Source organism: Streptomyces sp. NPDC048258 (assembly GCF_043201995.1).
Lineage (GTDB): Bacteria > Actinomycetota > Actinomycetes > Streptomycetales > Streptomycetaceae > Streptomyces.
On sequence record NZ_JBICZH010000005.1, the window covers coordinates 222,890 to 249,369 of the forward strand.

The 26,480-nt window shown below is 73.1% G+C and carries 24 protein-coding genes; 6 read left to right on the forward strand and 18 right to left on the reverse strand.

Annotated features, from left to right (window positions below; all coding sequences use genetic code 11):
- Window positions 1-24: 24 nt before the first annotated feature.
- The 9 genes from ACGFYQ_RS14760 to infC all read right to left on the reverse strand — a co-directional run bounded on the left by ACGFYQ_RS14760 (window position 25) and on the right by infC (window position 10,264).
- A complete protein-coding gene (locus tag ACGFYQ_RS14760) occupies window positions 25-561 on the reverse strand; it encodes an NUDIX hydrolase (RefSeq protein ID WP_393743700.1) in 537 nt (178 codons plus the stop codon).
- Window positions 562-614: 53 nt separating this feature from the next.
- Window positions 615-1,955: a transcriptional regulator gene (locus tag ACGFYQ_RS14765; RefSeq protein WP_393743702.1), complete on the reverse strand. Its 1,341-nt coding sequence runs from the start codon at window positions 1,953-1,955 to the stop codon at window positions 615-617.
- Between the two features lie 610 nt (window positions 1,956-2,565).
- Complete coding sequence (pheT, locus tag ACGFYQ_RS14770) at window positions 2,566-5,094, reverse strand: phenylalanine--tRNA ligase subunit beta (protein ID WP_393743704.1); 2,529 nt, start codon at window positions 5,092-5,094, stop codon at window positions 2,566-2,568.
- Window positions 5,094-6,221 (reverse strand): phenylalanine--tRNA ligase subunit alpha, encoded by a 1,128-nt coding sequence (gene pheS / locus ACGFYQ_RS14775; protein ID WP_393743706.1) that lies wholly within the window; start codon window positions 6,219-6,221, stop codon window positions 5,094-5,096. The genes pheT and pheS overlap by 1 nt, the downstream gene beginning before the upstream one ends.
- A 156-nt stretch (window positions 6,222-6,377) precedes the next feature.
- The gene (locus tag ACGFYQ_RS14780; RefSeq protein WP_393743708.1) at window positions 6,378-7,607 is read right to left on the reverse strand and encodes an ATP-binding protein; all 1,230 of its coding nucleotides are present in this window, start codon (window positions 7,605-7,607) and stop codon (window positions 6,378-6,380) included.
- Window positions 7,608-7,662: 55 nt separating this feature from the next.
- On the reverse strand, window positions 7,663-8,523 hold the full coding sequence (locus ACGFYQ_RS14785; protein ID WP_393743710.1) for a TrmH family RNA methyltransferase: 861 nt from the start codon (window positions 8,521-8,523) through the stop codon (window positions 7,663-7,665).
- Window positions 8,524-8,746: 223 nt separating this feature from the next.
- A complete protein-coding gene (rplT, locus tag ACGFYQ_RS14790) occupies window positions 8,747-9,133 on the reverse strand; it encodes a 50S ribosomal protein L20 (protein ID WP_007263143.1) in 387 nt (128 codons plus the stop codon).
- Window positions 9,134-9,236: 103 nt separating this feature from the next.
- Window positions 9,237-9,431: a 50S ribosomal protein L35 gene (rpmI, locus tag ACGFYQ_RS14795; protein WP_030387121.1), complete on the reverse strand. Its 195-nt coding sequence runs from the start codon at window positions 9,429-9,431 to the stop codon at window positions 9,237-9,239.
- 104 nt (window positions 9,432-9,535) lie between these two features.
- Window positions 9,536-10,264, reverse strand: coding sequence for a translation initiation factor IF-3 (gene infC, locus ACGFYQ_RS14800; RefSeq protein WP_393743712.1), 729 nt, complete (start codon window positions 10,262-10,264; stop codon window positions 9,536-9,538).
- Window positions 10,265-10,618: 354 nt separating this feature from the next.
- Here infC and ACGFYQ_RS14805 point away from each other — a divergent pair, with 354 nt between their 5' ends.
- A complete protein-coding gene (locus ACGFYQ_RS14805; protein ID WP_393743714.1) occupies window positions 10,619-10,996 on the forward strand; it encodes a DUF1844 domain-containing protein in 378 nt (125 codons plus the stop codon).
- A gap of 84 nt (window positions 10,997-11,080) precedes the next feature.
- Here ACGFYQ_RS14805 and ACGFYQ_RS14810 read toward each other — a convergent pair whose 3' ends face one another.
- The 3 genes from ACGFYQ_RS14810 to ACGFYQ_RS14820 are packed head-to-tail and all read right to left on the reverse strand — an operon-like array spanning window position 11,081 to window position 13,857.
- Entirely contained in the window at window positions 11,081-11,821 is a 741-nt protein-coding gene (locus ACGFYQ_RS14810; RefSeq protein WP_393743716.1) for an SseB family protein, read from the reverse strand.
- 21 nt (window positions 11,822-11,842) lie between these two features.
- Window positions 11,843-13,057: a type VII secretion-associated serine protease mycosin gene (gene mycP, locus ACGFYQ_RS14815; RefSeq protein ID WP_393743717.1), complete on the reverse strand. Its 1,215-nt coding sequence runs from the start codon at window positions 13,055-13,057 to the stop codon at window positions 11,843-11,845.
- Window positions 13,054-13,857 carry a hypothetical protein gene (locus ACGFYQ_RS14820; protein WP_393743719.1) on the reverse strand — a complete coding sequence of 268 codons (804 nt, stop codon included), beginning with the start codon at window positions 13,855-13,857 and terminating at the stop codon, window positions 13,054-13,056. Before ACGFYQ_RS14820 ends, mycP begins: the two co-directional genes overlap by 4 nt.
- A gap of 174 nt (window positions 13,858-14,031) precedes the next feature.
- On the opposite strand from ACGFYQ_RS14820, the gene ACGFYQ_RS14825 reads away from it, so the two are divergent.
- Window positions 14,032-15,234: an amino acid deaminase/aldolase gene (locus tag ACGFYQ_RS14825; protein ID WP_393743721.1), complete on the forward strand. Its 1,203-nt coding sequence runs from the start codon at window positions 14,032-14,034 to the stop codon at window positions 15,232-15,234.
- A gap of 12 nt (window positions 15,235-15,246) precedes the next feature.
- Here the strand turns inward: ACGFYQ_RS14825 and ACGFYQ_RS14830 are convergent, their stop codons facing one another.
- The 4 genes from ACGFYQ_RS14830 to ACGFYQ_RS14845 form a co-directional block, all read right to left on the reverse strand.
- On the reverse strand, window positions 15,247-16,521 hold the full coding sequence (locus ACGFYQ_RS14830) for a haloacid dehalogenase-like hydrolase (RefSeq protein ID WP_393743723.1): 1,275 nt from the start codon (window positions 16,519-16,521) through the stop codon (window positions 15,247-15,249).
- A gap of 87 nt (window positions 16,522-16,608) precedes the next feature.
- Window positions 16,609-17,394, reverse strand: coding sequence for a 3-oxoacyl-ACP reductase (locus ACGFYQ_RS14835; protein WP_393743725.1), 786 nt, complete (start codon window positions 17,392-17,394; stop codon window positions 16,609-16,611).
- A 5-nt stretch (window positions 17,395-17,399) separates the two neighbouring features.
- Window positions 17,400-18,779, reverse strand: coding sequence for an aldehyde dehydrogenase family protein (locus ACGFYQ_RS14840; RefSeq protein WP_393743727.1), 1,380 nt, complete (start codon window positions 18,777-18,779; stop codon window positions 17,400-17,402).
- Window positions 18,780-18,808: 29 nt separating this feature from the next.
- A complete protein-coding gene (locus ACGFYQ_RS14845) occupies window positions 18,809-20,173 on the reverse strand; it encodes a glutamine synthetase family protein (RefSeq protein WP_393743729.1) in 1,365 nt (454 codons plus the stop codon).
- A 77-nt stretch (window positions 20,174-20,250) separates the two neighbouring features.
- On the opposite strand from ACGFYQ_RS14845, the gene ACGFYQ_RS14850 reads away from it, so the two are divergent.
- The 3 genes from ACGFYQ_RS14850 to ACGFYQ_RS14860 all read left to right on the forward strand — a co-directional run bounded on the left by ACGFYQ_RS14850 (window position 20,251) and on the right by ACGFYQ_RS14860 (window position 23,336).
- Window positions 20,251-20,997, forward strand: a complete 747-nt coding sequence (locus tag ACGFYQ_RS14850; protein ID WP_393743731.1) for a FadR/GntR family transcriptional regulator — start codon at window positions 20,251-20,253, stop codon at window positions 20,995-20,997.
- Window positions 20,998-21,105: 108 nt separating this feature from the next.
- Complete coding sequence (gene eat, locus ACGFYQ_RS14855; RefSeq protein WP_393743733.1) at window positions 21,106-22,584, forward strand: ethanolamine permease; 1,479 nt, start codon at window positions 21,106-21,108, stop codon at window positions 22,582-22,584.
- 44 nt (window positions 22,585-22,628) lie between these two features.
- Entirely contained in the window at window positions 22,629-23,336 is a 708-nt protein-coding gene (locus ACGFYQ_RS14860; protein ID WP_393743735.1) for a gamma-glutamyl-gamma-aminobutyrate hydrolase family protein, read from the forward strand.
- A 323-nt stretch (window positions 23,337-23,659) separates the two neighbouring features.
- On the opposite strand, the gene ACGFYQ_RS14865 is transcribed toward ACGFYQ_RS14860, so the two are convergent.
- On the reverse strand, window positions 23,660-24,583 hold the full coding sequence (locus ACGFYQ_RS14865) for a LysR family transcriptional regulator (RefSeq protein WP_393743737.1): 924 nt from the start codon (window positions 24,581-24,583) through the stop codon (window positions 23,660-23,662).
- A 70-nt stretch (window positions 24,584-24,653) separates the two neighbouring features.
- On the opposite strand from ACGFYQ_RS14865, the gene ACGFYQ_RS14870 reads away from it, so the two are divergent.
- A complete protein-coding gene (locus tag ACGFYQ_RS14870) occupies window positions 24,654-25,775 on the forward strand; it encodes a TDT family transporter (protein ID WP_393743739.1) in 1,122 nt (373 codons plus the stop codon).
- A gap of 49 nt (window positions 25,776-25,824) precedes the next feature.
- On the opposite strand, the gene ACGFYQ_RS14875 is transcribed toward ACGFYQ_RS14870, so the two are convergent.
- Window positions 25,825-26,460, reverse strand: coding sequence for a signal protein (locus tag ACGFYQ_RS14875; RefSeq protein WP_393743741.1), 636 nt, complete (start codon window positions 26,458-26,460; stop codon window positions 25,825-25,827).
- Between the last annotated feature and the right edge of the window lie 20 nt (window positions 26,461-26,480).

The following is a 26,480-nucleotide window of genomic DNA, read 5'->3' on the forward strand; positions in this document are numbered from 1 at the left end:
AGGGCTGGGTCCCGCGCCTCGGCCCTACGGCCGGCCCAGCCTGAGGTGATGCAGGAGCAGCAGCCCGGCCGCCATGTTGGCGGCCGGGATCTCCCCGCGCGCGATCATGTCCGGCACGAGTGCGAGTGGGACCCATGCGCGGCGTGAGGACTCGAAATCGTCCTCGGGATGGCCGATGTACGTGGCCCCGTCCGCCCAGTAGAGGTGGTGGCGGGCGTCGGTCAGCCCGTTGGACGGCTCGACGGTCATCAGGTGGTGGAGCGGCCCGGGGCGCCAGCCCGACTCCTCCTCCATCTCCCTCGCGGCCGCGGTCAGGGCGGACTCACCGTCCTCGACCACCCCGGCGGGCAGCTCCCACCCCCAGCTGTCGGTGATGAAGCGGTGCCGCCACAGCAGCAGCACCTCATTGGCCTCGTTGACGGCCGTGGCGACGGCGACCGGGCGCAGCCGGATCACGAAGTGGTCCAGGTGCCGGCCGTCGGGGAGTTCCACATCGGCGAGATTCACGTCGAACCAGCGGTTCTTGTACACGGTCTGCTCACTCAGGTTCGTCCACTGCACGGTTGTGCCACCTTCCGTTCGGATTGGTGGCAACATGGCAGCAGTTGAAACCGTCACAGGGGAACGCGCAGCGCCCCGTCGATGAGCTGTGCGGTCTCCTCCGCGCCCGAACAACCGCTGGTCAGCAGCTGTTCGCGGACCGCCCGCAACCGGTCGCGCAGCCGCAGCGACTCCATCCCCTTGGCCCGCTCGGCCATTTCGGCCGCGGCCGCCACCGCCCGGTCCGCCTCTCCCTGGCGCAGCTGGATCTCGCACAGCATCGCCAGCCGGTGCACCCGGCCGCGGTCGTGCGCGGGGGTGCCCACGGCGGCGGTCGCCTGCTCGTGCGCGGCGGCGAGGTCCCCCAGACCGAGCAGCGCCTCGGCGACCTGGACGTTGACGAGCCCCGGCTGTACGTAGCCGGTCTCGTCCGGTTCGGTGCCCGGCCTGATCCGCTCGGCCGCCGCCTCGGCGTGCCGGATGCAGGCCAACGCGGCGCGGGTGTCACCGAGTTGGGCGTAGGCCTTGGCCTGCATGGCGTACAGGTCGGCGGCCAGCGCCGGGGTGGTGTGCCGGCCGGCGGCGCGCAGCGCGGCCTCGGCGAAGGCCACGGCCTGGCGGTACTCGCGCAGGTGCAGGGACTGGTTGACGATCAGCGCGATGACGTACGCCCCGAGGCCGCGGTCCCCGCTCGCCTTGGCCAGCCGCAGCGCCTGGTGGAAGTAGCGCTGGGCGAGCCCGTGGGCGTCCGAGTCGTACGCGCAGATCCCAGCCACCGCCACGAGGGACCCGGTGGCCCGGTGCAGCCGCCGGCCGAGGGCGTCGGGGTAGCTGCCGCGCAGCATGGGCGCGGTCTCGGTGCCGAGGAAGCGGACGATGCGGTCCCGGGTGGCCACCCCGCCGGCCCGGCGGTACATCAGCTCGTAGTGCGCGCGGGCGGCCCTCAGGATCTCGATGTGCTCGGGCCCGATCCGGTCCGGTCCCTCTCGGGAGACGTCGGCGTCCTCGGGCGGGTTCTCCCACTCCCAGACCGGAATGACCGCGGGGGTTCCGGTGACCGCCCCGGCGGTGAGCAGCTGGGGCCGGGCCTGCCCGTCGGAACGCCACAGGGCCGCGGCCCGGTCCACGAAGCCGCTGAGCGGAGAGGCGTGCGCGGAGGCGGTCCCGCCCGGCACGCCGAGCCCGATGTCGTCCAGCCCGACGGGCCGCCGCAGCCGGCCGCCGAGCACCTCGCAGATCAGGTCGGGGACCTGGCCGCGGGGCCGCTGGCCCTTCAACCACCGGGCGACGGCGGTGTGTTCGTAGCGCAGGGCGAGTCCGCGGGTGCGGCCTGCCTGGTTCACGTACGCGGCGAGTCCGGCGTGGGACATTCCCGCCTCGGCGAGGAGGGCGTCGAGCAGGACATTGGGCTGCATGGGCCGCTCCAAGGGCTCGTCGGTCTCAGGCTAGTGGGTGCGCGGTTCACACGGGGTGTGAACCAAGTACGCGCATAAATGCGATGCGCACTCTGCCGCGCGGGCCCTGGGGGGCGCTTCACTTAAGGGCCTCGCCAAGAGGCAGCCCGGGTCGTCGGCTCCCCCTCGTACAGTGCGACGACCCGTCACCGCGCCGCCCGTCCTGCTGTCTGCCCGACACTCCACGGCAGGCGGGCGGCGTCCCGGTTCCGCCGGCGCCCGGTTGGTCGCCGGACCCGGCGGAACCGGCCCCTACGCCCGTCGGCGTGCACGCCCGCAACCAGCCGCGCGGACGCGCCGCCCCGCTGCGCGGGACCGTTCCTGGGGCTCCGCCCCAGACCCTCCCCCAGACTCCGTCCGGGGGGACCCCCACGCCTCAAACGCCGGCGGGGCTGGTTCTGGCTGATGCCGTCCGCCCGTACAGCCCAGCTGGGCAATCTCGGCCTCGCCGGCGTTTGAGGCGCGGGGTCTGGGGCGGAGCCCCGGCTGCGCGGAGCGCAGTCACCCGAAGGGATGAGGGGCGCATCCGGTGGTCCGGATGCGCCCCTCAAACAGGCCTTGCAGGCGGGCGCTACGCGCCCCGGAGCACCGCCCCGGTCCGCTCGCCCGCCAGGGCCACGGCCGCGTCACGGGCCGCCGTGGACTCCTCCGCCGTCAGCGTGCGGTCCGCCGCGCGGAAGCGCAGCGCGTACGCCAGGGACTTCTTGCCCTCACCGACCTGCTCACCGGTGAACACGTCGAACAGCCGCAGCGATTCGAGGAGTTCACCCGCACCCTTGCGCAGCGCCGCCTCGACGGAAGCCGCCGGAACCGACGCGTCGACGATCAGCGCGACGTCCTGGGTCGCCACCGGGAAGGAGGAGATCCGGGGCGCCTGGAGGGCCTCGCCACCGGCCGCCGCGAGGCGGTCCAGGTCGAGCTCCATCGCGCTGGTGCGGGCCGGCAGGCCCATCGCCTTGACGACGCGCGGGTGCAGCTCACCGGCGTGGCCGATGACCGTCTCCACCCCGTCCAGGGTGACGACCAGCTCGGCGCAGCGGCCCGGGTGCCAGGGACCGTACTGGCCCTGACGGACGACGAGCTCGGCGCCGGCCTCGACGGCCAGCGAGCGCGCGGCCTGGACCGCGTCCGCCCAGTCGGCCGGGCGGCCCTTGCCCCACCAGCCGGCCTGCTCGCGCGCACCGGCCAGCACGACCGCGGCGTACCGCGGCTGCGCGGGCAGGGCCGCGTTCAGGGTGGCGATCTCCTCGTCCGTGGGACGCCGGTCGACGGGCAGCCGTACGGCCACACCCGGCTGCGCGGCGGCCCGGAAGACCGAACCGGTCTCGAAGAGCGCGAGGTCGTGGCTGCCCCGGCTGTCGTTGCGGCGCAGCGCGCCCAGCAGACCCGGCAGCAGCGTGGTGCGCAGCGCCGGCTCCTCGTCGGAGATCGGGTTGACCAGCTTGACGACCTGGCGGGTGGCGTCGTGCGCCGGCAGCTGGAGCTGGTCGAAGACGCCCTCACCGATGAACGGGTAGCTGAGCGCCTCGACGTAGCCCGCGCCGGCCAGCGCGCGGCCGACCCGGCGGTGCAGCTGCTGCCGCGCGGTCAGACCGCGGCCGGAGGGCACCTGCGGAAGGGTCGACGGGAGGTTCCCGTAGCCCTCCAGCCGGATGACCTCTTCGGCGAGGTCGTTGGGCTCGGCGAGGTCGGGCCGCCACGAGGGGACGGTGATGACGAGCTCGTCCTGGCCGTAGACGTCGCAGCCGATCTCCTGGAGGCGGCGTACGACGGTCTCGCGGCCGTAGTCCATGCCCGCGACCCGGTCCGGGTGGTCCGCGCTCATCGCGATGGTGCGCGGGGCGCCCGGCGCGAGGAACTCGGTGACGCCCGCCTCGGCGGTGCCGCCCGCGAGGAGCACGAGCAGGTCGACGGTCCGCTGCGCGGCCGCGGCGGCGGCCAGCGGGTCGACGCCCCGCTCGAAGCGCTTGGAGGCCTCCGAGGAGAGCTTCAGGCGGCGGGCGGTGCGCGAGATCGACACGGAGTCGAAGTGCGCGGCCTCGATGACGACATCCCTGGTCCCCGTGACCTGGCCGGTCTCGGGGTCCGTGACGGGGTCGGCGATCTCGGTGTCGGCGCCGCCCATGACACCGGCGAGCCCGATCGGCCCGCTGTTGTCGGTGATCACCAGGTCCTCGGCGTCGAGCGTGCGCTTGACCCCGTCGAGGGTGGTGAACTTCTCGCCCTGCTCGGCCCGGCGGACGCCGATGGCGCCTTCGATCCGCGAGCGGTCGTAGGCGTGCAGCGGCTGGCCGAGCTCCAGCATCACGTAGTTGGTGATGTCGACGGCGAGCGAGATCGGGCGCATGCCGGCCTTCTGGAGGCGGCGGGTGAGCCAGATCGGGGAGCGCGCGTCGGGGTCGAGTCCGGTCACCGTGCGGGCGGTGAAGCGGTCGCAGCCGGCCGGGTCGTCGACCTTGACCGGGTAGCCGTACGAGTTCGGCACCGGGACGTCGAGCAGCGCCGGGTCGCGCAGCGGCAGGCCGTACGCGGTGGCCGCCTCGCGGGCGACACCGCGCATGGACATGCAGTAGCCGCGGTCCGGGGTGATGTCGATGTCGAGGACCTCGTCGACGAGCTGGAGCAGCTCGATCGCGTCGGTGCCGACCTCGTACTCGGGCGGCAGCACGATGATGCCGTGCGTGCCGTCGTCGCCCATGCCCAGCTCGTCGCGGGAGCAGATCATGCCGTGCGAGGTACGGCCGTAGGTCTTGCGCGAGGCGATCGCGAAGTCGCCGGGCAGCACCGCGCCGGGCAGGACCACGACGACCTTGTCGCCGACGGAGAAGTTCCGGGCGCCGCAGACGATCTCCTGCGGCTCGCCGGTGCCGTTGGCCTGGCCGACGTCGACCGTGCAGAAACGGATCGGCTTGCGGAAGCCCTCGAGCTCCTCGATGGTCAGCACCTGGCCGACGACGAGCGGGCCCTTGAGCCCGCCGCCGAGCTGCTCGACGGTCTCGACCTCAAGGCCGGCGTCGACGAGCTTGTGGGCCACGTCACGACCGGTTTCGCCCGCGGGGAGGTCGACGTACTCCCGCAGCCAGGAAAGCGGGACGCGCATCAGATCTCACTCCCGAACGGCCGGGTGAAGCGAACGTCACCCTCGACCATGTCTCGCATGTCTTCAACGTTGTGACGGAACATCAGCATCCGCTCGATGCCGAACCCGAAGGCGAACCCGCTGTACTTCTCCGGGTCCACACCGCAGGCGACGAGCACCTTGGGGTTGACCATGCCGCAGCCGCCGAGCTCGATCCAGCCCTCGCTGGAGCAGGTACGGCACGGGCGGTCGGGGTTGCCCACCGACTCGCCGCGGCACACGTAGCACTGCATGTCCATCTCGGCGGACGGCTCGGTGAAGGGGAAGAAGTGCGGGCGCAGGCGCGTGGTCGTGCCCTCGCCGAAGAGCTCCTGGACCATGTGGTCCATGGTGCCCTTGAGGTCGGCCATGGTCAGGCCCTCGTCCACGGCGAGCAGCTCGACCTGGTGGAAGACCGGGGTGTGCGTCGCGTCGAGCTCGTCGGTGCGGTACACCCGGCCCGGGCAGACGATGTAGACGGGGGGCTTGCGCTCCAGCAGCGAGCGCGCCTGCACCGGGGAGGTGTGGGTGCGCAGCACGACACCGGACTCGTCGCCCTCGGTGCCTTCCGGCCCCCGGACGAAGAAGGTGTCCTGCATCTGGCGCGCCGGGTGGTCGGGCGTGAAGTTGAGGGCGTCGAAGTTGAACCACTCCGCCTCCACCTCGGGCCCCTCGGCGACCTCGTACCCCATGCCCACGAAGATGTCCGCGATGCGGTCCATCAGCGTGGTCAGGGGGTGCCGGGCGCCGGCGGGAACACGGTCGTAGGGCAGCGTGACGTCCACGGCCTCCTCGACCAGCACCCGCTCGTCCCGCTCGGCTTCGAGCTCGACCGTGCGGGCCCCGAAGGCCTTGTTCACGGCGCCGCGGGCCTGGCCCACGCGCTTGCCCGCCTCGGCCTTGGCCTGGGGGGGCAGCGCGCCGATCTCGCGGTTGGCGAGCGCCAGGGGCGAGCGGTCGCCCATGTGCGCGGTCTTCGCCTCACGCAGCGCGTCGAGGTCGCCGGCGGACGCGAAGGCGGCGAGCGCCTCGTCCCGCATGCGCTCGATCTCTTCCGGTTTCAGTGCCTCGACCTCGACAGGGTCGTACGACTTGTTCGGTGCCGACATCTCTTCCCGTACTTCCGATGGCTGGCTGGTGGATCCCCGCGCGGCGCGCTCGACCGACACGCTCGCCACGAGGACACAAAGGTGCCAAAGGACGAGTCTAAAGGTCGCTGGGGGTGAAGGAGGCCCGTGGGCCGCCTGGCGAGACGCTCCGCAGTGCTACTGCGTGAGGTACGCCGGGGCGCTCACGGGCAGGATAAATCGGAACTCGGCGCCGCCGCCGGGGCCGCGGCCGACCGTGATGGTGCCGCCGTGCGCCTCCACGATGCCCTTGACGATGTAAAGGCCCAGGCCGGTGCCGCCGCGCTTGCTCCCCCGCCAGAAGCGGGTGAAGACGCGGCCCATCGACTCCTCGGGGATCCCGGGGCCTTCGTCGGTCACGGTGACGGCGGTTCCCTTCTCGTGCGGCGATACGTCGATGGTGACCGTTCCCTCGCCGTGGCGCACCGCATTTTCGAGGAGGTTGCCGAGGATCTGGTCGATCTTGTCCGGATCGGCCCACAGGTCGGGGAGCGGGCGGCCGACCCGTACGAGGAACCGCTCGGGGGCCTGTCCGTTCGCGGTGAGCGCCTGGACGTGGCGGCCGACGGCGGTGGCGATGTCGACGGGCTGGCGCCGCACCTCCAGGCGGCCGGAGTCGATGCGGGAGATGTCGAGGAGCTCGGCGATGAGGCGGGTGACGCGGTTGGCGTCGGCGTCGACGGTCTCCAGCATCAGCCGCTTCTGGTCGTCGGTGAACCGCTCCCACTTGGCGAGCAGGGTCGCGGTGAACCCCTTGACGGAGGTCAGCGGGGAGCGCAGCTCGTGGGCGACGGTGGCGATCAGCTCGGCGTGGCTGCGCTCGGTGCGGCGGCGGGCCTCGGTGCCGCGCAGGGTGATGACGAGGCGCCGCAGCGGACCGGTGGGGTGGGTGCGGACGTACCGGGCGGAGACCAGCACCTCGCGCCCGCCGGGGAGCAGGAGGTTCCGCTCGGGCTGCCCGCGGCGGGTGGCGAGGCCGCCGTACGGGTCGGTCAGGGCCCACCAGCGGCGGCCTTCGAGGTCCTCCAGCGGCAGCGCGGCGTCGATGCGGACGCCGAGCGCCTGGTCCGGCGCCAGTGCGGTGATCCGTGCGGCGGCGGAGTTGAAGCAGATCACGCGCCCGGTGGCGTCGGCGACGACGAGCCCGTCGGGCAGGTCGTCGGGGTCGATCCCGAAGCCGGGCCCGTCGCCGGGGGTGTCTCCGCCCGGGACCGCGCCGCGGGCCGTCGGCAGGGCGCGGCCGGCCGGGGCCTGGGCCTGCGGCGGGACGCCGCTGAGGGCGTCGCTCACCGGCGGGGCCTCTCGGCCGCCGGTTCCGGCCGGGGCCGCCGTGACGGCCCCCGGTGAGCTGTTCGTACCGACGGTCATGTCCCCGTACCCCACATCTCCGAGTAGCGCAGTGGGCCCCCGGGCCGCCACATTACTAGCTGGGGGTCACGGAGCGGCACCCTCCGGGCGCCCGCTGTGCACGCGCGGAGGCGTACAGGCACACGGCGGCCGCCGTCGCGAGGTTCAGGCTCTCCGCCTTGCCGTGGATCGGGACCCGTACGACGGCGTCCGCCAGGGCCCGGGTCTCCTCCGGCAGACCCCAGGCCTCGTTGCCGAAGACCCAGGCCGAGGGGCCGCCCATGGTGCCCGCGTCCAGCTCGGCGTCGAGGTCGTCCTCGCCCGCCCCGTCGGCCGCGAGGATCCGTACGCCGGCCGCCCGCAGGCCCTCGACGGCCTGCTCGACGGGTACGCCGACCGCGACCGGGAGGTGAAAGAGGGAGCCCACGGAGGCCCGTACGGACTTGGGGTTGTAGAGGTCCACGGAGGCGTCGGTCAGTACCACCGCGTCCGCGCCGGCGGCGTCCGCGCAGCGCAGCACCGTACCGGCGTTGCCGGGGTCGCGGACGTGCGCGAGGACGGCGACGAGCTTCGGCCGGGCCGCCAGGATGTCCTCGAAGGGCGAGTCCAGGAAGTGGCAGACGCCGACGAGGCCCTGCGGCGTGACGGTCTGGGAGACCTCGGCGAGCACTTCGTCGGAGGCGTAGTGCACGCGGGCGCCCGCGTGCAGGGCGGCGTCGACGATCTCGGAGTAGCGCTCGGCGGCCTCGACGGTCGCGAACAGCTCGATCAGGGTCGACGCACCCCCGGTCCCGCGGTGCTCGACGGCCTCGCGGACCGCCTGCGGGCCCTCGGCGATGAACCGGCGCTCCTTGGTGCGGAAGTTCCGCCGCGCCAGTCGCCTGGCGGCGGCCACCCGCGGGGATCGGGGGGAGATCAGCTCGGCGGGGGTGCGCATGGTCTCAGGGTTCTCTCTCGGGTTCCGGCGCGCGGCTCCGGACGGCCGCGGGCGGGCGATCGCCGGGCGGGGCGGAGCGCGCGGGGCGCGGGGCGCGGGGGACGCGGGTTCGCGGGTGGGGCGTCGCGGGGTGCCCCTACGGTGCGGGGCGAACGCACACGGACCCGCAGGCAATCGCCTGCGGGTCCGTGGGTGCCGACTGCTTCAAGCCGCCGGCAAAGCCTTACGCAGCAGCCTTGGGGGCGTTGACGTCGGCCGGGAGGGCCTTCTGCGCGACCTCGACCAGCGCGGCGAACGCGTTGGCGTCGTTGACGGCCAGCTCGGCGAGGATCTTGCGGTCCACCTCGATGTTGGCGGCCTTCAGACCCTGGATGAGGCGGTTGTACGTCATGCCGTTCTGGCGGGCAGCGGCGTTGATGCGCTGGATCCACAGCTGACGGAAGTCGCCCTTGCGCTTCTTGCGGTCGTTGAAGTTGTAGACCAGCGAGTGGGTGACCTGCTCCTTGGCCTTGCGGTACAGGCGCGAACGCTGACCGCGGTAGCCGGAGGCCGCCTCGAGGATTGCCCGGCGCTTCTTGTGGGCGTTTACTGCCCGCTTGACGCGTGCCACTTTTTAACTCCTTGTAGCGGGGCCGTGGGTGTCTTCACACGACCCGAATTCGATGGGGTCCCGGTCTTGACGTCACCGCTCCCGGCAGGGGGAGCGGAGGACGTCACTTGCCGAGAAGCTTCTTGATCTTCGCGGCGTCGCCGGGGGCCATCTCCGCGGTGCCGGTCAGGCGGCGGGTGACACGGGACGACTTGTGCTCGAGCAGGTGGCGCTTGCCGGCGCGCTCACGGAGCACCTTGCCGGAGCCGGTGATCTTGAAGCGCTTCTTGGAACCGCTGTGCGTCTTGTTCTTCGGCATAGCGCCGTTATCTCCTCGTCGGTGGCGCTCCCACCGGTCCAGTACCGGACCGGCTCGTGGGAGCGTCATGTTGTTTCGGTGATCCGAGACGGGCTGCCCCGGAATCAGGCCTCGGTGTTCGGCTCCTGGGCGGGCGCCTCGTCGGCGACAGCCTCGGTGACCTCGTCCTCGGCGACCTCGGCGGCCTCCGCCTCGACGGTCTCCGCGGAAGGAGCCTCGTCGTCGGCGAGGGCGACACCCTGGCGCTCGGCCTTGCGGGCGGCCTGCGCCTCGCGGGCTTCGGCCATCGCCTCGGTCTTCTTCTTGTGCGGACCGAGAACCATGATCATGTTTCGGCCGTCCTGCTTCGGGTTCGACTCGATGAACCCGAGGTCCTCGACGTCCGAAGCGAGACGCTGCAGCAGTCGGTAGCCGAGTTCCGGCCGGGACTGCTCGCGACCACGGAACATGATCGTGATCTTGACCTTGTCGCCCTGCTTGAGGAACCGAACGACGTGACCCTTCTTGGTGTCATAGTCGTGCGGGTCGATCTTCGGCCGGAGCTTCATTTCCTTGATGACCGTGTGCGCCTGGTTCTTGCGCGCCTCACGGGCCTTCATGGCCGACTCGTACTTGAACTTGCCGTAGTCCATGAGCTTGCAGACCGGCGGGCGTGCGGACGCCGCGACCTCGACCAGGTCGAGGTCGTACTCCTGCGCGAGCTCAAGCGCCTTGGCAAGCGGCACGATGCCGACCTGCTCGCCGCTGGGACCGACGAGTCGTACCTCGGGAACGCGAATCCGGTCGTTGATGCGGGGCTCGGTGCTGATGGATCCTCCTCGGTAGCACCACACGGCTGCCTGGCAGACAGCCGCTGACGTGTATTTCCGTCAGACCGACCGCAGCGGGGAGAATGAAAAAGCCCCGCCGGGCACAGGCAGGGGCTCCATAACAACCGGAGCACCGCCGCATGCGAACCGCGGGGCGCAGACTCGGGCAGCTTTCCATCGTCCGTACGGAACGATGGATGCCGCCTGACCGGTGACCCGCCTCCCCGGAGGGTGGTCGGGTGGGAGAACGGAGCCTCCACTTGTGGGCCGGGGACATAAGTCTCCGGCCGGTCGTGACCCAATATAGCATTCCGCGCCGGAGCCGCTCACCCGGTACTCCGGTCGGGGGCGCCCCCCGACCGGCTTATCGTGTGGAGCATGACTGACGCGACCTCCCCCGCCGACCCCACTGCCGACGGCTCCCCCGACTACGACGCCATGACCCGCGACATCGCGGACGTCCCCGCCGTCGAGGTGATCACCACGGTCGCCGTGCACCTGCTGAGCGCTGCGGCGGTCAACCTGGGCCTGGACAAGCCGGATTCCGAGCACAAGGACCTCGACGAGGCCCGCAAGCTGATCACGGCCCTGGCCGGCCTGGTCACCGCGAGCGCCACCGAGATCAGCTCCTTCCACGCCGCCCCGCTGCGGGACGGCCTCAAGTCGCTCCAGCTGGCCTTCCGCGAGGCCTCGATCGTCCCGGACGAGCCGGGCCAGGGGCCGGGCGAGAAGTTCACGGGCCCGGTCTTCGGCTGAGCCACAGGGCACCGCGCACCGCGCACCGCGGAAAGGGTGGTACCGGGAGGGTTCCCGGTACCACCCTTCGTCGTTCCGTCCCGTTCAGCGGGTGAACAACGCCTCGCCGGGCGGGGCCTGGGCGTCCGACGGCAGCAGCGCCAGGTCCAGCCCCCGCACCAAGCGGGCCCGCAGGGTCTCGTCCGCCGCCAGGGCCGCGGCGACCCGCCGGGCCGCCGCGTGTGCCTGGCCGTCGTCGGCCGGCACGATCGCGAGGGTGCCGTCGGAGTCCGCGGAGCCCGGGCCCAGGTAGGCACGGAGCACGACCTCCTCCGCCGCCACGGCGGCCCGTACGGCCTCCCGTACGGCGGGGTCGGCCAGCGGGCCCGCGTCCGTGCGGCCCTCGGCCAGCGCGAGCAGCGCGGAGCCGGTCAGCTGGTAGGTGACCGGGCCGGCCAGGTCCAGGACCAGGGTGTCGGCCTTCTCGTGCGCGACCGCCGCCAGGGCCTGGTGCAGCGGGACCGCCACCGGCCGGGCGGCCGGGTCCCAGAGCGCGAGCGAGGCGGTCGAGGTGAAGGCGGGCAGCGCCCGCCGGTCGCCCGCCCGCAGCGTCGGGACGGCCATGTCGCTGGTCTTCTCGCGCTTGAGGCCCGTCTCGGGGTCGGTCTCCACCTCGCCGAGGACGGCGACGACAGGGACCAGCAGGCGGGCGTCCTTCAGGGCCGCCAGCACCTGCGGCTCGTTCGCCCGGTCCTCGGCCCACGCGGCCAGGGCCGCGCTCAGCCGGGGGTCGGCCGCGCCGTCGTCGTCGGAGAAGCCCGGGTCGGGAATGTTCTTGTTCGCCATGTTCGCCACAGTTACCCGACCCTACTGTGCCGCGCGGGGAGGCCGGCCCCGGGTGCCCCGCCGCGGGCGCCGGGACAGTACGGCGGCCAGCGCGAGCAGCGCCACCCCGGCGGCCGCGGCTTCCGGGGCGCCCAGCCGGGCGTCCCGCTCGGCCGGGCGGGCCGGGGCCGGGCCGGGGCCGAAGTACGGTCCCGGCGCCGCGGCGGGCGCGGGGACCGGCGCCTCCGGCCGCATCGCCTCCGCGACCTGGAGGGCGGCGACGGGGTCCACCATCCCGTGGCCGCGGGCGTCGTCGCGGCCGCCGGACGGGCTGTCGGAGGCGGTGTCCTCCAGCAGCTTCTTGATCTGGGCCGGGGAGAGGTCCGGGTGGGCGGCCTTGACGAGGGCCGCGGCGCCGGAGACGAAGGCGGCCGCGGCGCTGGTGCCCCAGCCCTCGTAGTACGAGCGGTCGGGGTCGGCGATGACGACGTCGACGCCGGGGGCGCTGACGGTGGCGTACCAGTTGCGGGTCGAGAACTTGGCCTTCCTGCCGCGGCGGTCGACGGCCGTGACGGCGATGACCCCGGGGTAGGCGGCCGGGTAGGAGACGCGGTCGCCGCTCTCGCCGCCGTTGCCCGCGGAGGCGACGACGATCACTCCCTTGGCGAGGGCGTACTGGACGGCCTCGTCCTCCCCCGCCTCGTGGTGGGCGGAGTCGCTGTCGTCGCCCAGGGACAGGTTGATCACGTCGGCGCCGTTGTCGGCGGCCCAGCGGATGCCTTCGGCGAGGGCGCCGCCCTTGCTGTCGCGGGCCTGGGCGCGGCCCGGGTCGCCCTCCTCCAGGATCACCCGGACCGGGAGGATCTTGGCCTGCGGGGCGATGCCGAGGACGCCCTGGCCGTGGCCGGCGCCGTGGCCGTGCCCGGCGATGATGCTCGCCATGGCGGTGCCGTGGCGGGCCCAGGAGCGGTCGCCGCGGCCGGCGCCCATGCCGATGAGGTCGGTGCCGCCGAGGACCTGGCCGGCGAGGTCGGGGTGGGAGTCGTCCACGCCGGTGTCGAGGACGGCGACGGTGACGCCGTCACCGCGGGTGGTGCCCCAGGCCTCTTCGGCGCGCAGGGCCAGGAGGCCCCACTGGCGGTCGCGGACGGCGTCGGCGGTGGCAGGGGAGGCGGTGGCCGCCGTGAAGGCGGCGGCGAGGGCCAGGGCGGCGGCGGCCCGGGAGGTGCCGCGGCGCCGGGCCCGTCGGGGCGTCATCGGGCCTCCGGGGCGGGGGTGGCGGGTGGCGCGGCGAGGGCGGCCACGCCGTCGCCGATGCGGTCGGCGACCGCCTTGGCCTCGTGGCCGAGGCCCGCCTGGGCCACGGCTCCCGTGGCGTCCTTCCGCATCACGTCCTCCGCGGGGCGGGGCGCGTCCAGGAGGCGGCCGTCGGCGAAGGCGGAGACGGTGTAGACGACGGCGGGGGCCTCGTCGAGCACGGACGCGGTCCAGGCGGCGCGCTGGGTGTCGGCGAATCCGTACGCGGGCGGGGCGGACAGCCGGCCGGTCAGGGCGTTCATCGCGGGGGCGTCGGCGGGCGTGAAGACCATGCCGACGGTGACCAGGGAGCTGCGGGTGGCGTCGGTGTAGGTGGCGCGCAGTACGCGGGTGCAGCCGGCGGCGGCCAGCAGGCGCTGCCAGTCGGGGGCGAGAGCGGCGGGGCAGTCGGCGTCCGGGGCGAGCGCGATGCGGGTCCAGGTGCGGTTCGACCCGCCGGGGCCGGCCGAGGGGCCGGCGAGGACGGGCGGGAAGAGGGCGTCCACGGGGGCGGACCGCCAGAGCGACTCGGCCTTGCGGTAGGCGGCGTCGGCGGGCAAGGGGCGGTGCGCGGCGCGGTGTTCGATCCAGGCGTCGGCTCCGGCGCCGCCGAGGAGGCCGATGCCGAGAAGGGCGCAGAGCGCGGTGGCGAGGACCCGTCCGGGGTGGCGGCGGGGCGGTGCGGGCGGGGGCGGCGGGGTGGGGGCCGGGGGCGGATCGGGCTCGCCCAGGACCGCGGTCCGCGGTGTCGACGTGGTCATCCGGCGGCTCCGCCCCCCGTTCCGTACGGCTGCCTGCCCGTACTCTACGGGGTCCCTGGGCGGGGGCTCGGCGGTGTCCGGGGCCGCGGCTCCGCGCGGGCGGGGGGCGGGGCTTCGCGGGGACCGGGGCCGGAACCCCTACCCATCGGTAGAAGGGTCTGGCAAGCTCCCGCCATGAACTCCGCCGCCGCCGAACGCGCCCGGTACGACCGGGCGACCGCGCACCTGGACGCGCCGCTGGCCATCGTGGATCTCGACGCGTTCGACGCCAACGCCGACGACCTCGTGCGCCGGGCCGGCGGGAAGCCGGTGCGTGTCGCCAGCAAGTCCGTCCGGTGCCGTGCGCTCCTCGAACGGGTCCTGGCCCGGCCCGGGTTCGCCGGGATCATGTCGTACACGCTGGCCGAGTCGCTGTGGCTGGCCCGGTCCGGGTTCGAGGACGTGCTGCTCGCCTATCCGTCCGCCGACCGGGCCGCGTTCGCCGAGCTGGCGGCCGATCCCAAGCTGGCCGCCGCGGTCACCGTCATGGTGGACGACCTCGCGCAGCTGGACCTCGTCGAGCGGTCGCGGGACGGAGGCGCGGAGGAGATCAGGGTCTGTCTGGAGCTGGACACCGCCCTGCACCTGCTGGGCGGGAGGGTACGGGTCGGGGCGCGGAGGTCGCCTCTGCGGGAGCCGGATCAGCTGGCCGAGCTGGCCCGTGCGGTCGGTGCCCGGCCCGGTTTCCGGGTGGTCGGGCTGATGGCGTACGAGGGGCACGTCGCCGGGGTCGGGGACGCGCTGGCGGGCCGGCCGCTGCGGTCCCGGGCCATCCGGCTCATGCAGAGCGCGGCCCGCAAGGAGCTGGCGGCACGGCGGGCCGCGGTGGTGCGGGCCGTGCGTGCGGTGGTGCCCGACCTGGAGTTCGTCAACGGGGGCGGGACCGGCAGCGTGCAGCAGACGGCCGCGGAGGACGCGGTGACGGAGATCGCGGCCGGGTCGGGTCTGTACGTGCCCCGGCTGTTCGACAACTACACCTCGTTCAGCGGACGTCCGGCCGCCCTCTTCGCGCAGCCGGTCGTGCGTCGGCCCGGGGTGGGTGTGGTGACCGTACTGGGCGGCGGTTATCCCGCCTCCGGCGCGGCGGGCGCGGACCGGCTGCCGGTCCCGTACCTGCCCGAGGGCCTGCGCTACGACCCGCAGGAGGGCGCCGGCGAGGTGCAGACCCCGCTGCTCGGCAGCCCGGCCGACGATCTGCTGATCGGCGACCGGGTGTGGTTCCGTCACGCGAAGGCGGGCGAACTGTGCGAGCGGTTCGACACCTTGCACCTCGTCGAGGGCGACCGGGTCACGGCCGGCGTCCCGACGTACCGGGGCGAGGGCCGCACGTTCCTCTAGCCGCACGTTCCTCTAGTACACCGAGTCCGTCTGGTCCGGGATGACGCTCGTGTCACCCCGGAGGACCGGGCCCTTGGTGCCGTCGTGGTCGACGTAGCCCGTCGTGGAACACGGGTAGGGGCCGGTCTTCTGCTGCTTCGGCTCGATGAACATCGGGTTCACGATCCACCGGCCGTCGCTGTTGTCGTACGCCCGGCACATCAGCTCGTTCTTGTTGCGGTTGACGACGAGGCGCAGGGCGGTCGCGTCGCGCAGGAACGAGATGTCCGTGTCGGAGTCGCCCGCGGCGAACACCTGGCGGCGGGCGGCCGGCTGGACCTTCTCGGCGGCCGCGCCGCGCACGCCGAAGATCTCCTTGTTGATCCAGCAGCGCTTGCCGTCGATGTACGTGATCATCGTGTCGGCGCCGTCCTCGACGGATCCGCAGCCCTGCAGGTGGGGAGTGAACTTCCCGCCGTACGTGGTGGTGTTGCGGATGCCGATGACGTGCCGCGCGTCGATGCCCGCGCCCTCGGCCCACACCTCGACGACCGGCTGCGGCGAGGCCGAGCTGATCCAGACGTCGAAGCCGGCCTTCCGGAGGGCGGCGATCAGGTCCTTCTGCTGGTCGTAGTAGCGGACCCAGCCGGTGGCGGCGGTGCTGCCGACCTGCTGCGTGGTGCCGATGGGCGCGGCGAGGTTCTCGGTGCGGGCAGCGGCGGCGAAGCCGCGGAGCTCGCGGGCGGTCCAGCCCTGCATGAGCTGGGGGAGCCAGGCGTAGGCGGGTTCGGTCGTACGGCGGTCCCAGCCGGCGAAGGCGGCGGCGCCGGCCGTGGTCGCGGCGGTGCCGTAGACGGCGTTGATCTCGTCGGCGCAGCCGGTGCCTTCCGGGGTCCCGGTCGGCAGGGGGGCGCCGGGTCGGGCGAGGCTGCCGCAGGCGTCGGCCAGCGTCGCGGCGGCGGCCGGGGTGAGGTGGCGGCTGGTGGTGGACCAGTCCCCGCGGGCGGGCTGGCGGATCTTGCCGTTGCGCAGCAGCCAGAACATCGTGGCGTCGCCGACGTCGTTCTTGACGACGGTGTTGTCCCAGTCGAAGACGGCGACGGGCTTGGTGCGGCTGGGCCGGTACGGGTTGCAGCTGCCGTACCGGTCGATGAGCTCCTGGAGGCGGGCCTGGTTGTCCCCGTACCAGCCGGCCCCGACGGCCGGCCGGGGGCAGGTGCTCTGGCCCGCGTGGGCCGGCGGCGCCGACAGGAGCCCGGAGCCGGTGACCGCTATGAGGGCGAGGGGGGCCGCCCACTTTCTCTGCATGCTGCTCCTCGGGGTGATCGGAAAAGGGACAGCCGGGCACCTTGCGGCGCCCGGCTGGCATGGCTGTGGACGGGGGAGGCGGAGGGCCTACAGGGGGGTGACGTAGGCGCCCGAGATGCCGCCGTCGACGAGGAAGTCGGTGGCGTTGATGAAGGAGGAGTCGTCGCTCGCGAGGAAGGCGACGGCCGCGGCGATCTCGGTGGGCTCGGCGAAGCGGCCCAGCGGGATGTGCACGAGGCGGCGGGCGGCGCGCTCCGGGTCCTTGGCGAAGAGCTCCTGGAGGAGCGGGGTGTTGACCGGTCCCGGGCACAGGGCGTTGACGCGGATGCCCTCGCGGGCGAACTGGACGCCGAGTTCGCGGGACATGGCCAGGACGCCGCCCTTGGAGGCGGTGTAGGAGATCTGCGAGGTGGCGGCGCCCATGATGGCCACGAACGAGGCGGTGTTGATGATCGAGCCGCGGCCCTGGCGCTGCATGTAGGGGAGGGCGGCCTTGCAGCACAGGTAGACGGAGGTGAGGTTGACGTCCTGGACGCGGCGCCAGGCGTCGAGCTCGGTGGTGAGGATCGAGTCGTCGTCCGGCGGCGAGATGCCGGCGTTGTTGAAGGCGATGTCGACGGAGCCGTAGGTGTCGAAGGCCGTCTTGAAGAGGGCGTCGACCTCTTCCTTGTCGGTGACGTCGACCTTCACGAAGGTGCCGCCGACCTCCTCGGCGGCGGCCTTGCCGGCCGTCTCGTCGATGTCGGCGCAGACGACGTTGGCGCCCTCGGAGGCGAGCCGGCGCGCGGCGGCGAGACCGATGCCGCTGCCGGCTCCGGTGATGACGGCGGTGCGGCCGACCAGTCGGCGGCAGATGATCTCTTCAATGGACATGTGCTTCAGGCCTCCGTGCTGATGAAGACGTTCTTGGTCTCGGTGAAAGCGGTGAGGGCGTCGGGTCCGAGCTCGCGGCCGAGGCCGGACTGCTTGTAGCCGCCGAAGGGGGTCCAGTAGCGGACGCTGCTGTGGGAGTTGACGGACAGGTTGCCGGCGGCGACGGCACGCGAGACGCGCAGCGCGCGGCCGATGTCGCGGGTCCAGAGGGAGCCGGAGAGGCCGTACTCGGTCGCGTTGGCCAGGCGTACGGCGTCCTCCTCGTCCTCGAAGGGCAGGACGACGGCGACCGGGCCGAAGACCTCCTCGGCCGCCACGGACGCGGTGGGGGCGACGTCCGTGACGAGGGTCGGCGGGTACCAGAAGCCGGGTCCTTCGGGGGCGGTGCCGCGGATCGCGGTGAGGTCGTCGGTGACGTAGGACCGTACGCGCTCCAGCTGCGGCCGGGAGATCAGCGGCCCCATCTGCGTCTTCTCGTCGGACGGGTCTCCGACCAGCACCGATTCGATGCCGGGGGCGACCAGCTCCAGGAAGCGGTCGTACACGGAGCGCTGTACGAGGATCCGGGTGCGGGCGCAGCAGTCCTGGCCGGTGTTGTCGAGGAAGGCCATGGGGGCGGCGGCCGCGGCGGCTTCGATGTCCGCGTCGGCGAAGACGATGTTGGGGCTCTTGCCGCCGAGTTCGAGGGTGACGCGCTTCACCCGGTCGGCGCACTTCGCCATGATCTGTTTGCCGACGCGGGTGGAGCCGGTGAAGACGATCTTCGCGACGCCGGGGTGCTCGACGAGCGCGTCGCCCGCGACCGCCCCGTGGCCGGGGAGCACCTGGAAGAGGTGCTCGGGGATCCCGGCTTCGAGGGCGAGTTCGGCGAGGCGCAGCGCGGTCAGCGGGGTGGTTTCGGCGGGCTTGAGGATGACGGCGTTGCCGGCGGCGAGGGCCGGGGCCAGTCCCCAGGCGGCGATCGGCATGGGGAAGTTCCACGGGGCGATCACGCCGATGACGCCGAGGGGTTCGAGGAAGGTGACGTCGATGCCGCCGGCGACGGGGATCTGGCGGCCGGAGAGCCGTTCCACTCCCCCGGCGGCGAATTCGAGCAGGTCGCGTACGTTGCCCGCCTCCCAGCGGGCGTTGCCGATGGTGTGTCCGGCTTCGCGGACCTCCAGCTGGGCCAGTTCCTCGACGTGCCCGTCGACGACCGCGGCGAAGCGGCGCAGCAGCCGGGCGCGGTCGGCGGGGGCGGCCGCCGCCCAGCCGCGCTGGGCAGCGGCGGCTCGGGCGACGGCGGCGTCGACATCGTCCCGTGTGGCGGCCGGGACGATGGCGACGGTTTCCTCGGTGGCCGGATTCAGCACTCTCAATTCGAGTGGGGCCAGCACATCGGACACGTGGTGCCTCTCAGACGTTCGGTAGGGGCTTACAGGCGTTCGAAGGAGCGGCGCAGCTCCCAGTCCGTTACGGCGGAGTCGTACGCGTCGAGTTCGACGCGGGCCATGTTCCGGTAGTGGGCGACCACTTCGGGGCCGAACGCGGCCTTGGCGATCTCGCTGTTCTCCCAGAGTTCCGCGGCCTCGCGCAGGGTCGCGGGGACGTGCGCGTAGTCGGCGGTGTACGCGTTCCCGGCGCACGCCTCCGGCAGTTCCAGGCGGTTCTCGATGCCGTAGAGCCCGGCCGCGACCAGGCCGGCGACGGCGAGGTACGGGTTGACGTCACCGCCGGGGAGGCGGTTCTCGAAGCGCATGGAGCGGCCGTGGCCGACGACTCGGAGTGCGCAGGTCCGGTTGTCCACGCCCCAGGCGACGGCGGTCGGTGCGAAGGATCCCGGCCGGAAACGCTTGTACGAATTGATGTTCGGGGCGTAGAGAAGGGAGAAGTCGCGCAGTGCGGCCAGCTGGCCGGCCAGGAAGTGTCGCATCACCGGTGACATTCCGCCTGGTCCGTCACCGGCCATCGCGTTGCGTCCGTCGGTGTCGTTGAGCGAGAGGTGGATGTGACAGGAGTTGCCCTCGCGCTCGTCGAACTTGGCCATGAAGGTGAGCGAGACGCCCTCCTGCGCGGCGATCTCCTTGGCCCCGGTCTTGTAGACGGAGTGCTGGTCGCAGGTGGTGAGCGCCTCGTCGTAGCGGAAGGCGATCTCGTGCTGGCCGAGGTTGCACTCGCCCTTCGCCGACTCGACGATCAGGCCCGCGGCCTGCATCTCGTTGCGGATGCGGCGCAGCAGGGGTTCGACGCGCCCGGTCCCGAGGACGGAGTAGTCGATGTTGTACTGGTTGGCGGGGATCAGGCCGCGGTAGTTGGCGTTCCAGGCCTGCTCGTAGGTGTCCTGGAAGACCATGAACTCCAGCTCGGTGCCGACCATCGCGGTGTAGCCGTGCTCGGCGAGGCGCTCCAGCTGGCGGCGCAGGATCTGCCGGGGCGCCGCGACGACGGGCGAGCCGTCGTTCCAGGCGAGGTCGGCGAGGAGGAAGGCGCTGCCGGGGTTCCAGGGGACGCGGCGCAGGGTGGCGAGGTCGGGGTGCATGGCGAAGTCGCCGTAGCCCCGGTCCCAGGAGGACATCTCGTATCCGTCGACGGTGTTCATGTCGGTGTCGACGGCGAGGAGGTAGTTGCAGCCCTCGGTGCCGTGCGCGAGGACCTCGTCGAGGAAGAACTGTGCGGCGAACCGCTTGCCCTGGAGGCGTCCCTGCATGTCGGGGAAGGCCAGGACGACTGTGTCGATCTCACCGCTTGCGACCAGGGAGCGGAGCTCCTCGGGCGCGAGCGGGGGCTTGCGGTCTACCACTGGAATCTCTCCTTCGGTGAGCCGAGTGGGCCTAAGGTATTGAATAGAACCATTGCTTGGGAAGGGGAGGAGCCGAGATGACCGACACGGCGAGCGAGGGCGGCGCGATCGCGCGGCTGAATCCCGTACTGCGGCAGGTGCGGGCGGGCAACGGTTTCGAGGAGGCGCTCGAACAGATCCTCCAGGTGGTCCGGCTGGGCCTGGTGCCGGGCGGCGAACGGCTTCCGCCCGAGCGCGAGTTGGCCGAGCGGATGGGGATCAGCCGGGTCACCCTGCGCGAGGTGCTGAAGGTACTGCAGGACCAGGGGCTGGTGGAGGCGCGGCGCGGTCGGTACGGCGGAACGTTTGTGCTGCCCCGGCCCGACACCCCGGCGGGCGTCGTCGAGGAGGAGCTGCGCCGGCGGGTCGCTGGCGTGGACATCGAGGACGCCCTGCGGTTCCGCGAGGTCCTGGAGGTGGGCGCGGCCGGCCTGTGCGCCTCCCAGGGGCTGACCGAGGAGGGCACCGAAAGGCTGCTCGCCGCCCTGACCGCCACCCACGACGCCCCGCTCGCCGACTACCGCCGCCAGGACACCCTCTTCCACCTGACCCTGTGCGAACTGGCCGGGTCCGCCACCCTGACGGCCCAGTACGCGGCGGTCCGGGCCACGGTCAACGACCTGCTGGACTGCATCCCGCTCCTGGTGCGCAACCTGGAGCACTCGCAGCAGCAGCACACCTCGCTGGTGGAGTCCGTGCTGGAGCGGGACGCGGCCGGGGCGCGGGAGACGATGCGCGAGCACTGCTGCGGCACGGCGGCGCTGCTGCGGGGCTTCCTGGCCTGAGGACCGGGAGGGATTCGTAACTTCTGTTTAACGCAGAGGTCTTGCGCACTCCACTGCAATCCGGCAAAGGTACGCCCCACAACCATTGCCCTGAGGCAGGAGCGCACGATGGCCGACGACATCGAGGCACGGCTGACAGCCGTGCCCGCACCCCCCACGTCCCCCGAGGGCGGCGACACGTCCGCCGACTACCTGGAGCGCCGCACCCTGCGCCGCGGCAGCGCCGGCTGGCTGCTCCTCACCGGCCTCGGCGTCGCGTACGTCGTCTCCGGGGACTTCTCCGGCTGGAACGTCGGCCTCGACAAGGGCGGTTTCGGTGGCCTCGCCATCGCCACCGTCCTCATGGGCGCGATGTACGCCTGCCTGGTCTTCTCCCTGGCGGAGCTGTCCACCATCCTGCCCACCGCGGGCGGCGGATACGGCTTCGCCCGCCGCGCGCTGGGCCCTTGGGGCGGCTTCCTCACCGGCACCGCGATCCTCATCGAATACATCCTGGCCCCCGCCGCGATCGTCATCTTCATCGGCGACTACGTCGAGTCCCTCGGCCTCTTCGGCCTCACCTCCAGCTGGCCCGTCTACCTCGGCTGCTTCGTCGTCTTCATCGGAGTCCACCTGTGGGGCGTCGGCGAGGCCCTGCGCTTCAGCCTCATCGTGACCGCCATCGCCGTCGCCGCGCTGCTGATCTTCGCGGTGGGCGCCTTCACCGAGTTCAGCGCCGACGGCCTGAACGACATCCCGGTCGACGCGAGCGCTTTCGGCTCGAACTCCTGGCTGCCGCTGGGCGTGCTGGGCATCTGGGCCGCGTTCCCCTTCGGCATGTGGTTCTTCCTGGGCGTGGAAGGCGTACCGCTGGCGGCCGAGGAGGCCAAGGACCCGGTCCGCTCCATGCCGAAGGCGCTGTCCATCTCCATGGGCATCCTCGCCCTGCTGGCGCTGATCACCTTCTTCGCGGCGACCGGCGCGCAGGGCGCGGACGCCGTCAAGTCGGCGGGCAACCCGCTGGTCGTGGCGCTGGAGGGGGACGGCGGCCCGACCGCGCTCAGCCGCTTCGTCAACTACGCGGGCCTCGCCGGGCTGGTGGCCTCCTTCTTCTCCCTCATCTACGCGGGCTCGCGCCAGCTCTTCGCCCTCTCCCGGGCCGGCTACCTGCCCCGCTTCCTCTCCCTGACCTCGAAGCGCAAGGCCCCGTACCTGGGTCTGGTCATCCCCGGCGCGATCGGCTTCGCGCTCGCCGCCGCCACCGGGGACGGCGCGCGGATGCTGAACATCGCGGTGTTCGGCGCGACCATCTCCTACGCCCTGATGGCCCTCTCGCACATGGTGCTGCGCCGCCGGGAGCCGGAGCTGGAGCGCCCGTACCGCACCCCCGGCGGAATCCTGACCTCCTCGGTGGCCTTCGTACTCGCCCTGTCGGCCCTGGTCGCCACCTTCCTGGTGGACAAGGACGCGGCTTTCATCGCCCTGGCCGTGTACGCCGTCGCTCTCGCCTACTTCGCGATCTACAGTCGGCACCACCTCGTGGCCTCGGCTCCCGAGGAGGAGTTCGCGGCGCTGGCGGAAGCCGAGGCGGAGCTGGCCCGCGACTGAAATCCTGACCCTGGCCCACATCCCGATCCTCGGAGGTAACGACCGTGCCACGGCCGCTCATCGGCATCACCACCTACGTTGAGGAATCCACCCACTACCGGGTGTGGGACCTCGCGACGGCCCTCGTACCCACCGGGTACTACGAACTCGTCCAGGCGGCGGGCGGTGCGGCCGTACTGCTCCCCCCGGACGGACCGGGGACGGCGGCGGAGGTGCTGAGCCGGGTGGACGGCCTGATCGTCGCGGGCGGCCCGGACATGGACCCGGTCCACTACGGCGCCGCCCGCGACGCCCGTACGGGTCCCCCCGCGACGGTCCGCGACGAGTGGGAACTGGCCCTGATCACGGCCGCGCTGGAGGCGAACATGCCGGTGCTCGGCATCTGCCGGGGCATGCAGGCGCTGAACGTGGCCCTGGGCGGCAGCCTGGTCCAGCACATCGACGGCCACCTCGATACGCCGGGCACCTTCTCCTGGCACCCCGTCAGCCCGGTCCCGGGCACCCGGTACGCGGCCCTGGTCCCGGAGGAGGCGGAGGTCCCGACCTACCACCACCAGGCCGTCGACCGCCTGGGCGACGGCCTGGTCGTCTCGGCGCACGCGGTCGACGGCACGGTGGAGGCGATCGAACTCCCCGACCCGGAGCGGTGGGTCGTGGGCCTCCAGTGGCACCCGGAACGCGACAAGGACACCCGCGTGATGGCGTCCCTGATCGCAGCCGCCGTCGCCCACGCGGCGGTCCCGGTGCCGTAACCGCTGCGCGGGGCTTCCCGGGCCCTGCCGCGCCTCGATCGCCGGCGGGGCTGGATCGTGCGCCTCAAACGCCGGCGGGGCTGGATTGGGCCGATCCCGTCCGCCCGGCGCGGCATTTCCAGCCCCGCGGGGGCACAGGGCGCGGCATTCCAACCCCGCCGGGGCACAGGGCGCGGCATTTCCAGCCCCGCCGGCGTTTGAGGCGCGGGGGTCCGGGGGCGGAGCCCCCGGCAGCGGCGCCGCACCATCCAGCCCCGCCGGCGATTGAGGCGCGGGGTCCGGGGCCGAGCCCCGGCAAGGGTGCCGCGGCCGGTACGCCGCGGCTAGGACGGGCCCCGGGTCAGCGACAGCAGGTCACGGGCCGGGCCCGCCGGCCGCGCCCCCGCCGGCCAGACCGCCCGCAGGGCCCGCCCGAGGACGGCGCCGGCCACCGGCACCTCCACCAGCCGCCGCGCCGCCAGCTCATCCACCACCGCCAGCTCGGACAGCACGCACGGCCCCGCACCGCTCAGCGCCGCCGCCTTCACCGCGGTGGTCGACGCCAGCTCCAGCAGCGGCACCGCCAGCCCCCCGCTCCCGGCCAGCGCCGCGTCCAGCACCTGCCGCGTCCCCGACCCCCGCTCCCGCAGGATCAGCGGCGCGGCCGCCAGCTCCGCCACCTCCACCCCCCGCGAGCGCCGCGCCCACGCGTGGCCCGGTGCCACCGCCACCACCAGCCGGTCCTGCGCGATCACCGCCGAGTCCAGCCCGTCCGGCACCGTCAGCCCCTCCACGAAGCCCAGGTCCGCCTCGTGTGCGAGGACCCGCTGCGCGACCACCGCCGAGTTCCCGGCGTGCAGCGACACCGCCGTGTCCGGCCGCTGCCCGCGCAGCGCGATCAGCCACCCCGGCAGCAGGTACTCCGCGATGGTCATGCTGGCGGCCACCCGCAGCCGCGAGTCCCGCCGCCCGCGCAGCGCCTGCGCACCCGCGTCGAAGGCCTCGGCCGCCTCCACGACCCGCCGGGCCCAGTCGGTGACCAGCGCGCCTTCCGCCGTCAGCGTCGACCCCCGCGGCGAGCGGTCCACCAGGGCCACTCCCAGCCGCGTCTCCATCGCCCGGATCCGGCTGCTCGCCGCGGGCTGGGTGATTCCCAGCCGCCGGGCCGCGCCGCTCAGGCTGCCGACGCGCGCGACCGCGAGCAACAGCTCCAGCGCGCCGAGGTCCGGCACCCGGTGTGCCAGCGGCACCCACTCCTCATCACCCATAACATCAGTTTATGGCCTCATAGGAAGATGCCCTCTGCCGCCCGTTACACCGAGACGCGAGTGTGGGCCCATGGCCACCACCCTCGTGCGACCCCGCACCACCGCCTCCACCCCCGAGACCGCCCCCCGGGCCCACAAGGCCCTGCGGCACCTCGGCCCCAACTGGTACGCCTCCGTCATGGGCACGGCGATCGTCGCCAACGCCGGCGCCACGCTCCCGTACCAGGTCCCCGGCCAGCGCGTGGTCTGCCAGATCGTCTGGGCGCTGTCCGCCGCCGCCCTCGCCGTGCTGCTGACCGCGCGCGCCGGCCACTGGATCCACCACCGCGACCAGGCCCGCGCCCACCTCCTCGACCCCGCCGTCGCCCCGTTCTACGGCTGCCTCTCGATGGCGCTGCTGGCCGTCGGCGGCGGCACCCTCTTCGTCGGCAAGGACCTCATCGGGACCGGCGCCGCCGTCGCCTTGGACGCGGTGCTGTTCACCGTCGGCACCGTGATCGGCCTGGTCATGGCGGTGGCGGTGCCGTACCTGATGGTCGTCCGCCACAAGGTCGAGGCGAAGCAGGCCACCCCGGTCTGGCTGCTTCCCCTGGTCGCCCCCATGGTCTCCGCCGCGCTCGGCCCGCTGCTGATACCCCACCTGCCCGCCGGACAGCCCCGCGAGGCCCTGCTGCTCGCCTGCTACGCCATGTTCGGCATCAGCCTGTTCGCCACCCTGCTGATGCTGCCCCTGGTCTTCGGCCGGCTGATCGTGAACGGCCCCCTCCCCCTGGCCCTCACCCCGACCCTCTTCCTGGTCCTCGGCCCCCTCGGCCAGTCCACCACCGCCGTGAACCAGCTCGCCGACATGGCCCCCCAGTCGATCGGCGCCCCCTACGCCGGTGCGCTCGGCGCGTTCGCCGTCGTCTACGGGGTCCCCGTGATGGGCTTCGCCCTGCTGTGGCTGGCCCTGGCCGCGGCCATGCTGGTCCGGGCCGCCCGCAACGGCATGGGCTTCGCGATGACCTGGTGGGCGCTGACCTTCCCCGTCGGCACCTGTGTCACCGGCGCCGCCGGCCTGGCCCGCCACACCGGCCTGACCGCCTTCGCCTGGCTCGCCTCGGCCCTCTTCCTGGCCCTCCTGACCGCCTGGCTCCTCGCCGCCGCCCACACCCTGCGCGGCCTGGCCGCCGGCCGCCTCCTCGCCGCCTGACCGGACTGACCGGGCTGACCGGGCTGACCGGGCTGACCGGGCTGACCGGCTAGCCGACCTGGAGCTCGTAGCCGACCGAGACGGCGAACGAGCCCGAGGAGCCCTCGATCTGCAGGGTGTGCGCACCGGGCGGCAGCGGATCGAGCTGGACCCACAGGCCGCAGGCCCGGACGGACAGCGCGCTGCCGTCCTGCGTCACCGGGTTCCCCTCGACCCCCTTGAGCTGGATGCCGGTGGCCTCGTACCGCTGTGCCTCCAGCTGCTTGCCGTCGAGCGTGGCTCCGCCTTTGGCGCCTTCCATGAAGCGCGTGCAGTCGCTCCTGTCACCGAACAGGTTGACCAAGGGGAAGGCCACCGGGCGCCCGGCCGGGACCCTGCAGGTGCGCCGCACCGTCTCGCCGAAGCTGCCCGCGAGGAACCAGACGTCGTCCGGCTGCTTCTCGGCACAGAACGCGCCGTCGCGGTCCGCCACCGGATTCGAGCGGGCCGGGCTGGCCGCCGCCCAGTTCCACCAACGGCCCTGGATCTCGGCGGCGCCCAGCCGCCCGGCCACCGCGGTGGCGGACGGCGAGGACGGGCGGCCCGCCTCCGGGGCATGGCCGGAGGACGACGACGTGGGCGCCGAACAGGCGGCGGCCAGCAGCGCCGCTCCCGCGACAAGGGCAGAGGATCTTGGGATACGCATGCCCGCAGGGTACGAACAGC

Coding starts and splice junctions, on each gene's coding strand:
- ACGFYQ_RS14825 (WP_393743721.1), top strand. CDS start 14,032: ATGAACTCCGCCGCCGCCGAACGCGCCCGGTACGACCGGGCGACCGCG.
- ACGFYQ_RS14865 (WP_393743737.1), bottom strand. CDS start 24,583: ATGGGTGATGAGGAGTGGGTGCCGCTGGCACACCGGGTGCCGGACCTC.
- mycP (WP_393743717.1), bottom strand. CDS start 13,057: ATGACGCCCCGACGGGCCCGGCGCCGCGGCACCTCCCGGGCCGCCGCC.
- ACGFYQ_RS14780 (WP_393743708.1), bottom strand. CDS start 7,607: ATGACCGTCGGTACGAACAGCTCACCGGGGGCCGTCACGGCGGCCCCG.
- eat (WP_393743733.1), top strand. CDS start 21,106: ATGGCCGACGACATCGAGGCACGGCTGACAGCCGTGCCCGCACCCCCC.
- ACGFYQ_RS14835 (WP_393743725.1), bottom strand. CDS start 17,394: ATGTCCATTGAAGAGATCATCTGCCGCCGACTGGTCGGCCGCACCGCC.
- ACGFYQ_RS14850 (WP_393743731.1), top strand. CDS start 20,251: ATGACCGACACGGCGAGCGAGGGCGGCGCGATCGCGCGGCTGAATCCC.
- ACGFYQ_RS14810 (WP_393743716.1), bottom strand. CDS start 11,821: ATGGCGAACAAGAACATTCCCGACCCGGGCTTCTCCGACGACGACGGC.
- pheT (WP_393743704.1), bottom strand. CDS start 5,094: ATGCGCGTCCCGCTTTCCTGGCTGCGGGAGTACGTCGACCTCCCCGCG.
- rpmI (WP_030387121.1), bottom strand. CDS start 9,431: ATGCCGAAGAACAAGACGCACAGCGGTTCCAAGAAGCGCTTCAAGATC.
- ACGFYQ_RS14820 (WP_393743719.1), bottom strand. CDS start 13,857: ATGACCACGTCGACACCGCGGACCGCGGTCCTGGGCGAGCCCGATCCG.
- ACGFYQ_RS14765 (WP_393743702.1), bottom strand. CDS start 1,955: ATGCAGCCCAATGTCCTGCTCGACGCCCTCCTCGCCGAGGCGGGAATG.
- ACGFYQ_RS14830 (WP_393743723.1), bottom strand. CDS start 16,521: ATGCAGAGAAAGTGGGCGGCCCCCCTCGCCCTCATAGCGGTCACCGGC.
- ACGFYQ_RS14785 (WP_393743710.1), bottom strand. CDS start 8,523: ATGCGCACCCCCGCCGAGCTGATCTCCCCCCGATCCCCGCGGGTGGCC.
- ACGFYQ_RS14870 (WP_393743739.1), top strand. CDS start 24,654: ATGGCCACCACCCTCGTGCGACCCCGCACCACCGCCTCCACCCCCGAG.
- ACGFYQ_RS14805 (WP_393743714.1), top strand. CDS start 10,619: ATGACTGACGCGACCTCCCCCGCCGACCCCACTGCCGACGGCTCCCCC.
- pheS (WP_393743706.1), bottom strand. CDS start 6,221: ATGTCGGCACCGAACAAGTCGTACGACCCTGTCGAGGTCGAGGCACTG.
- ACGFYQ_RS14875 (WP_393743741.1), bottom strand. CDS start 26,460: ATGCGTATCCCAAGATCCTCTGCCCTTGTCGCGGGAGCGGCGCTGCTG.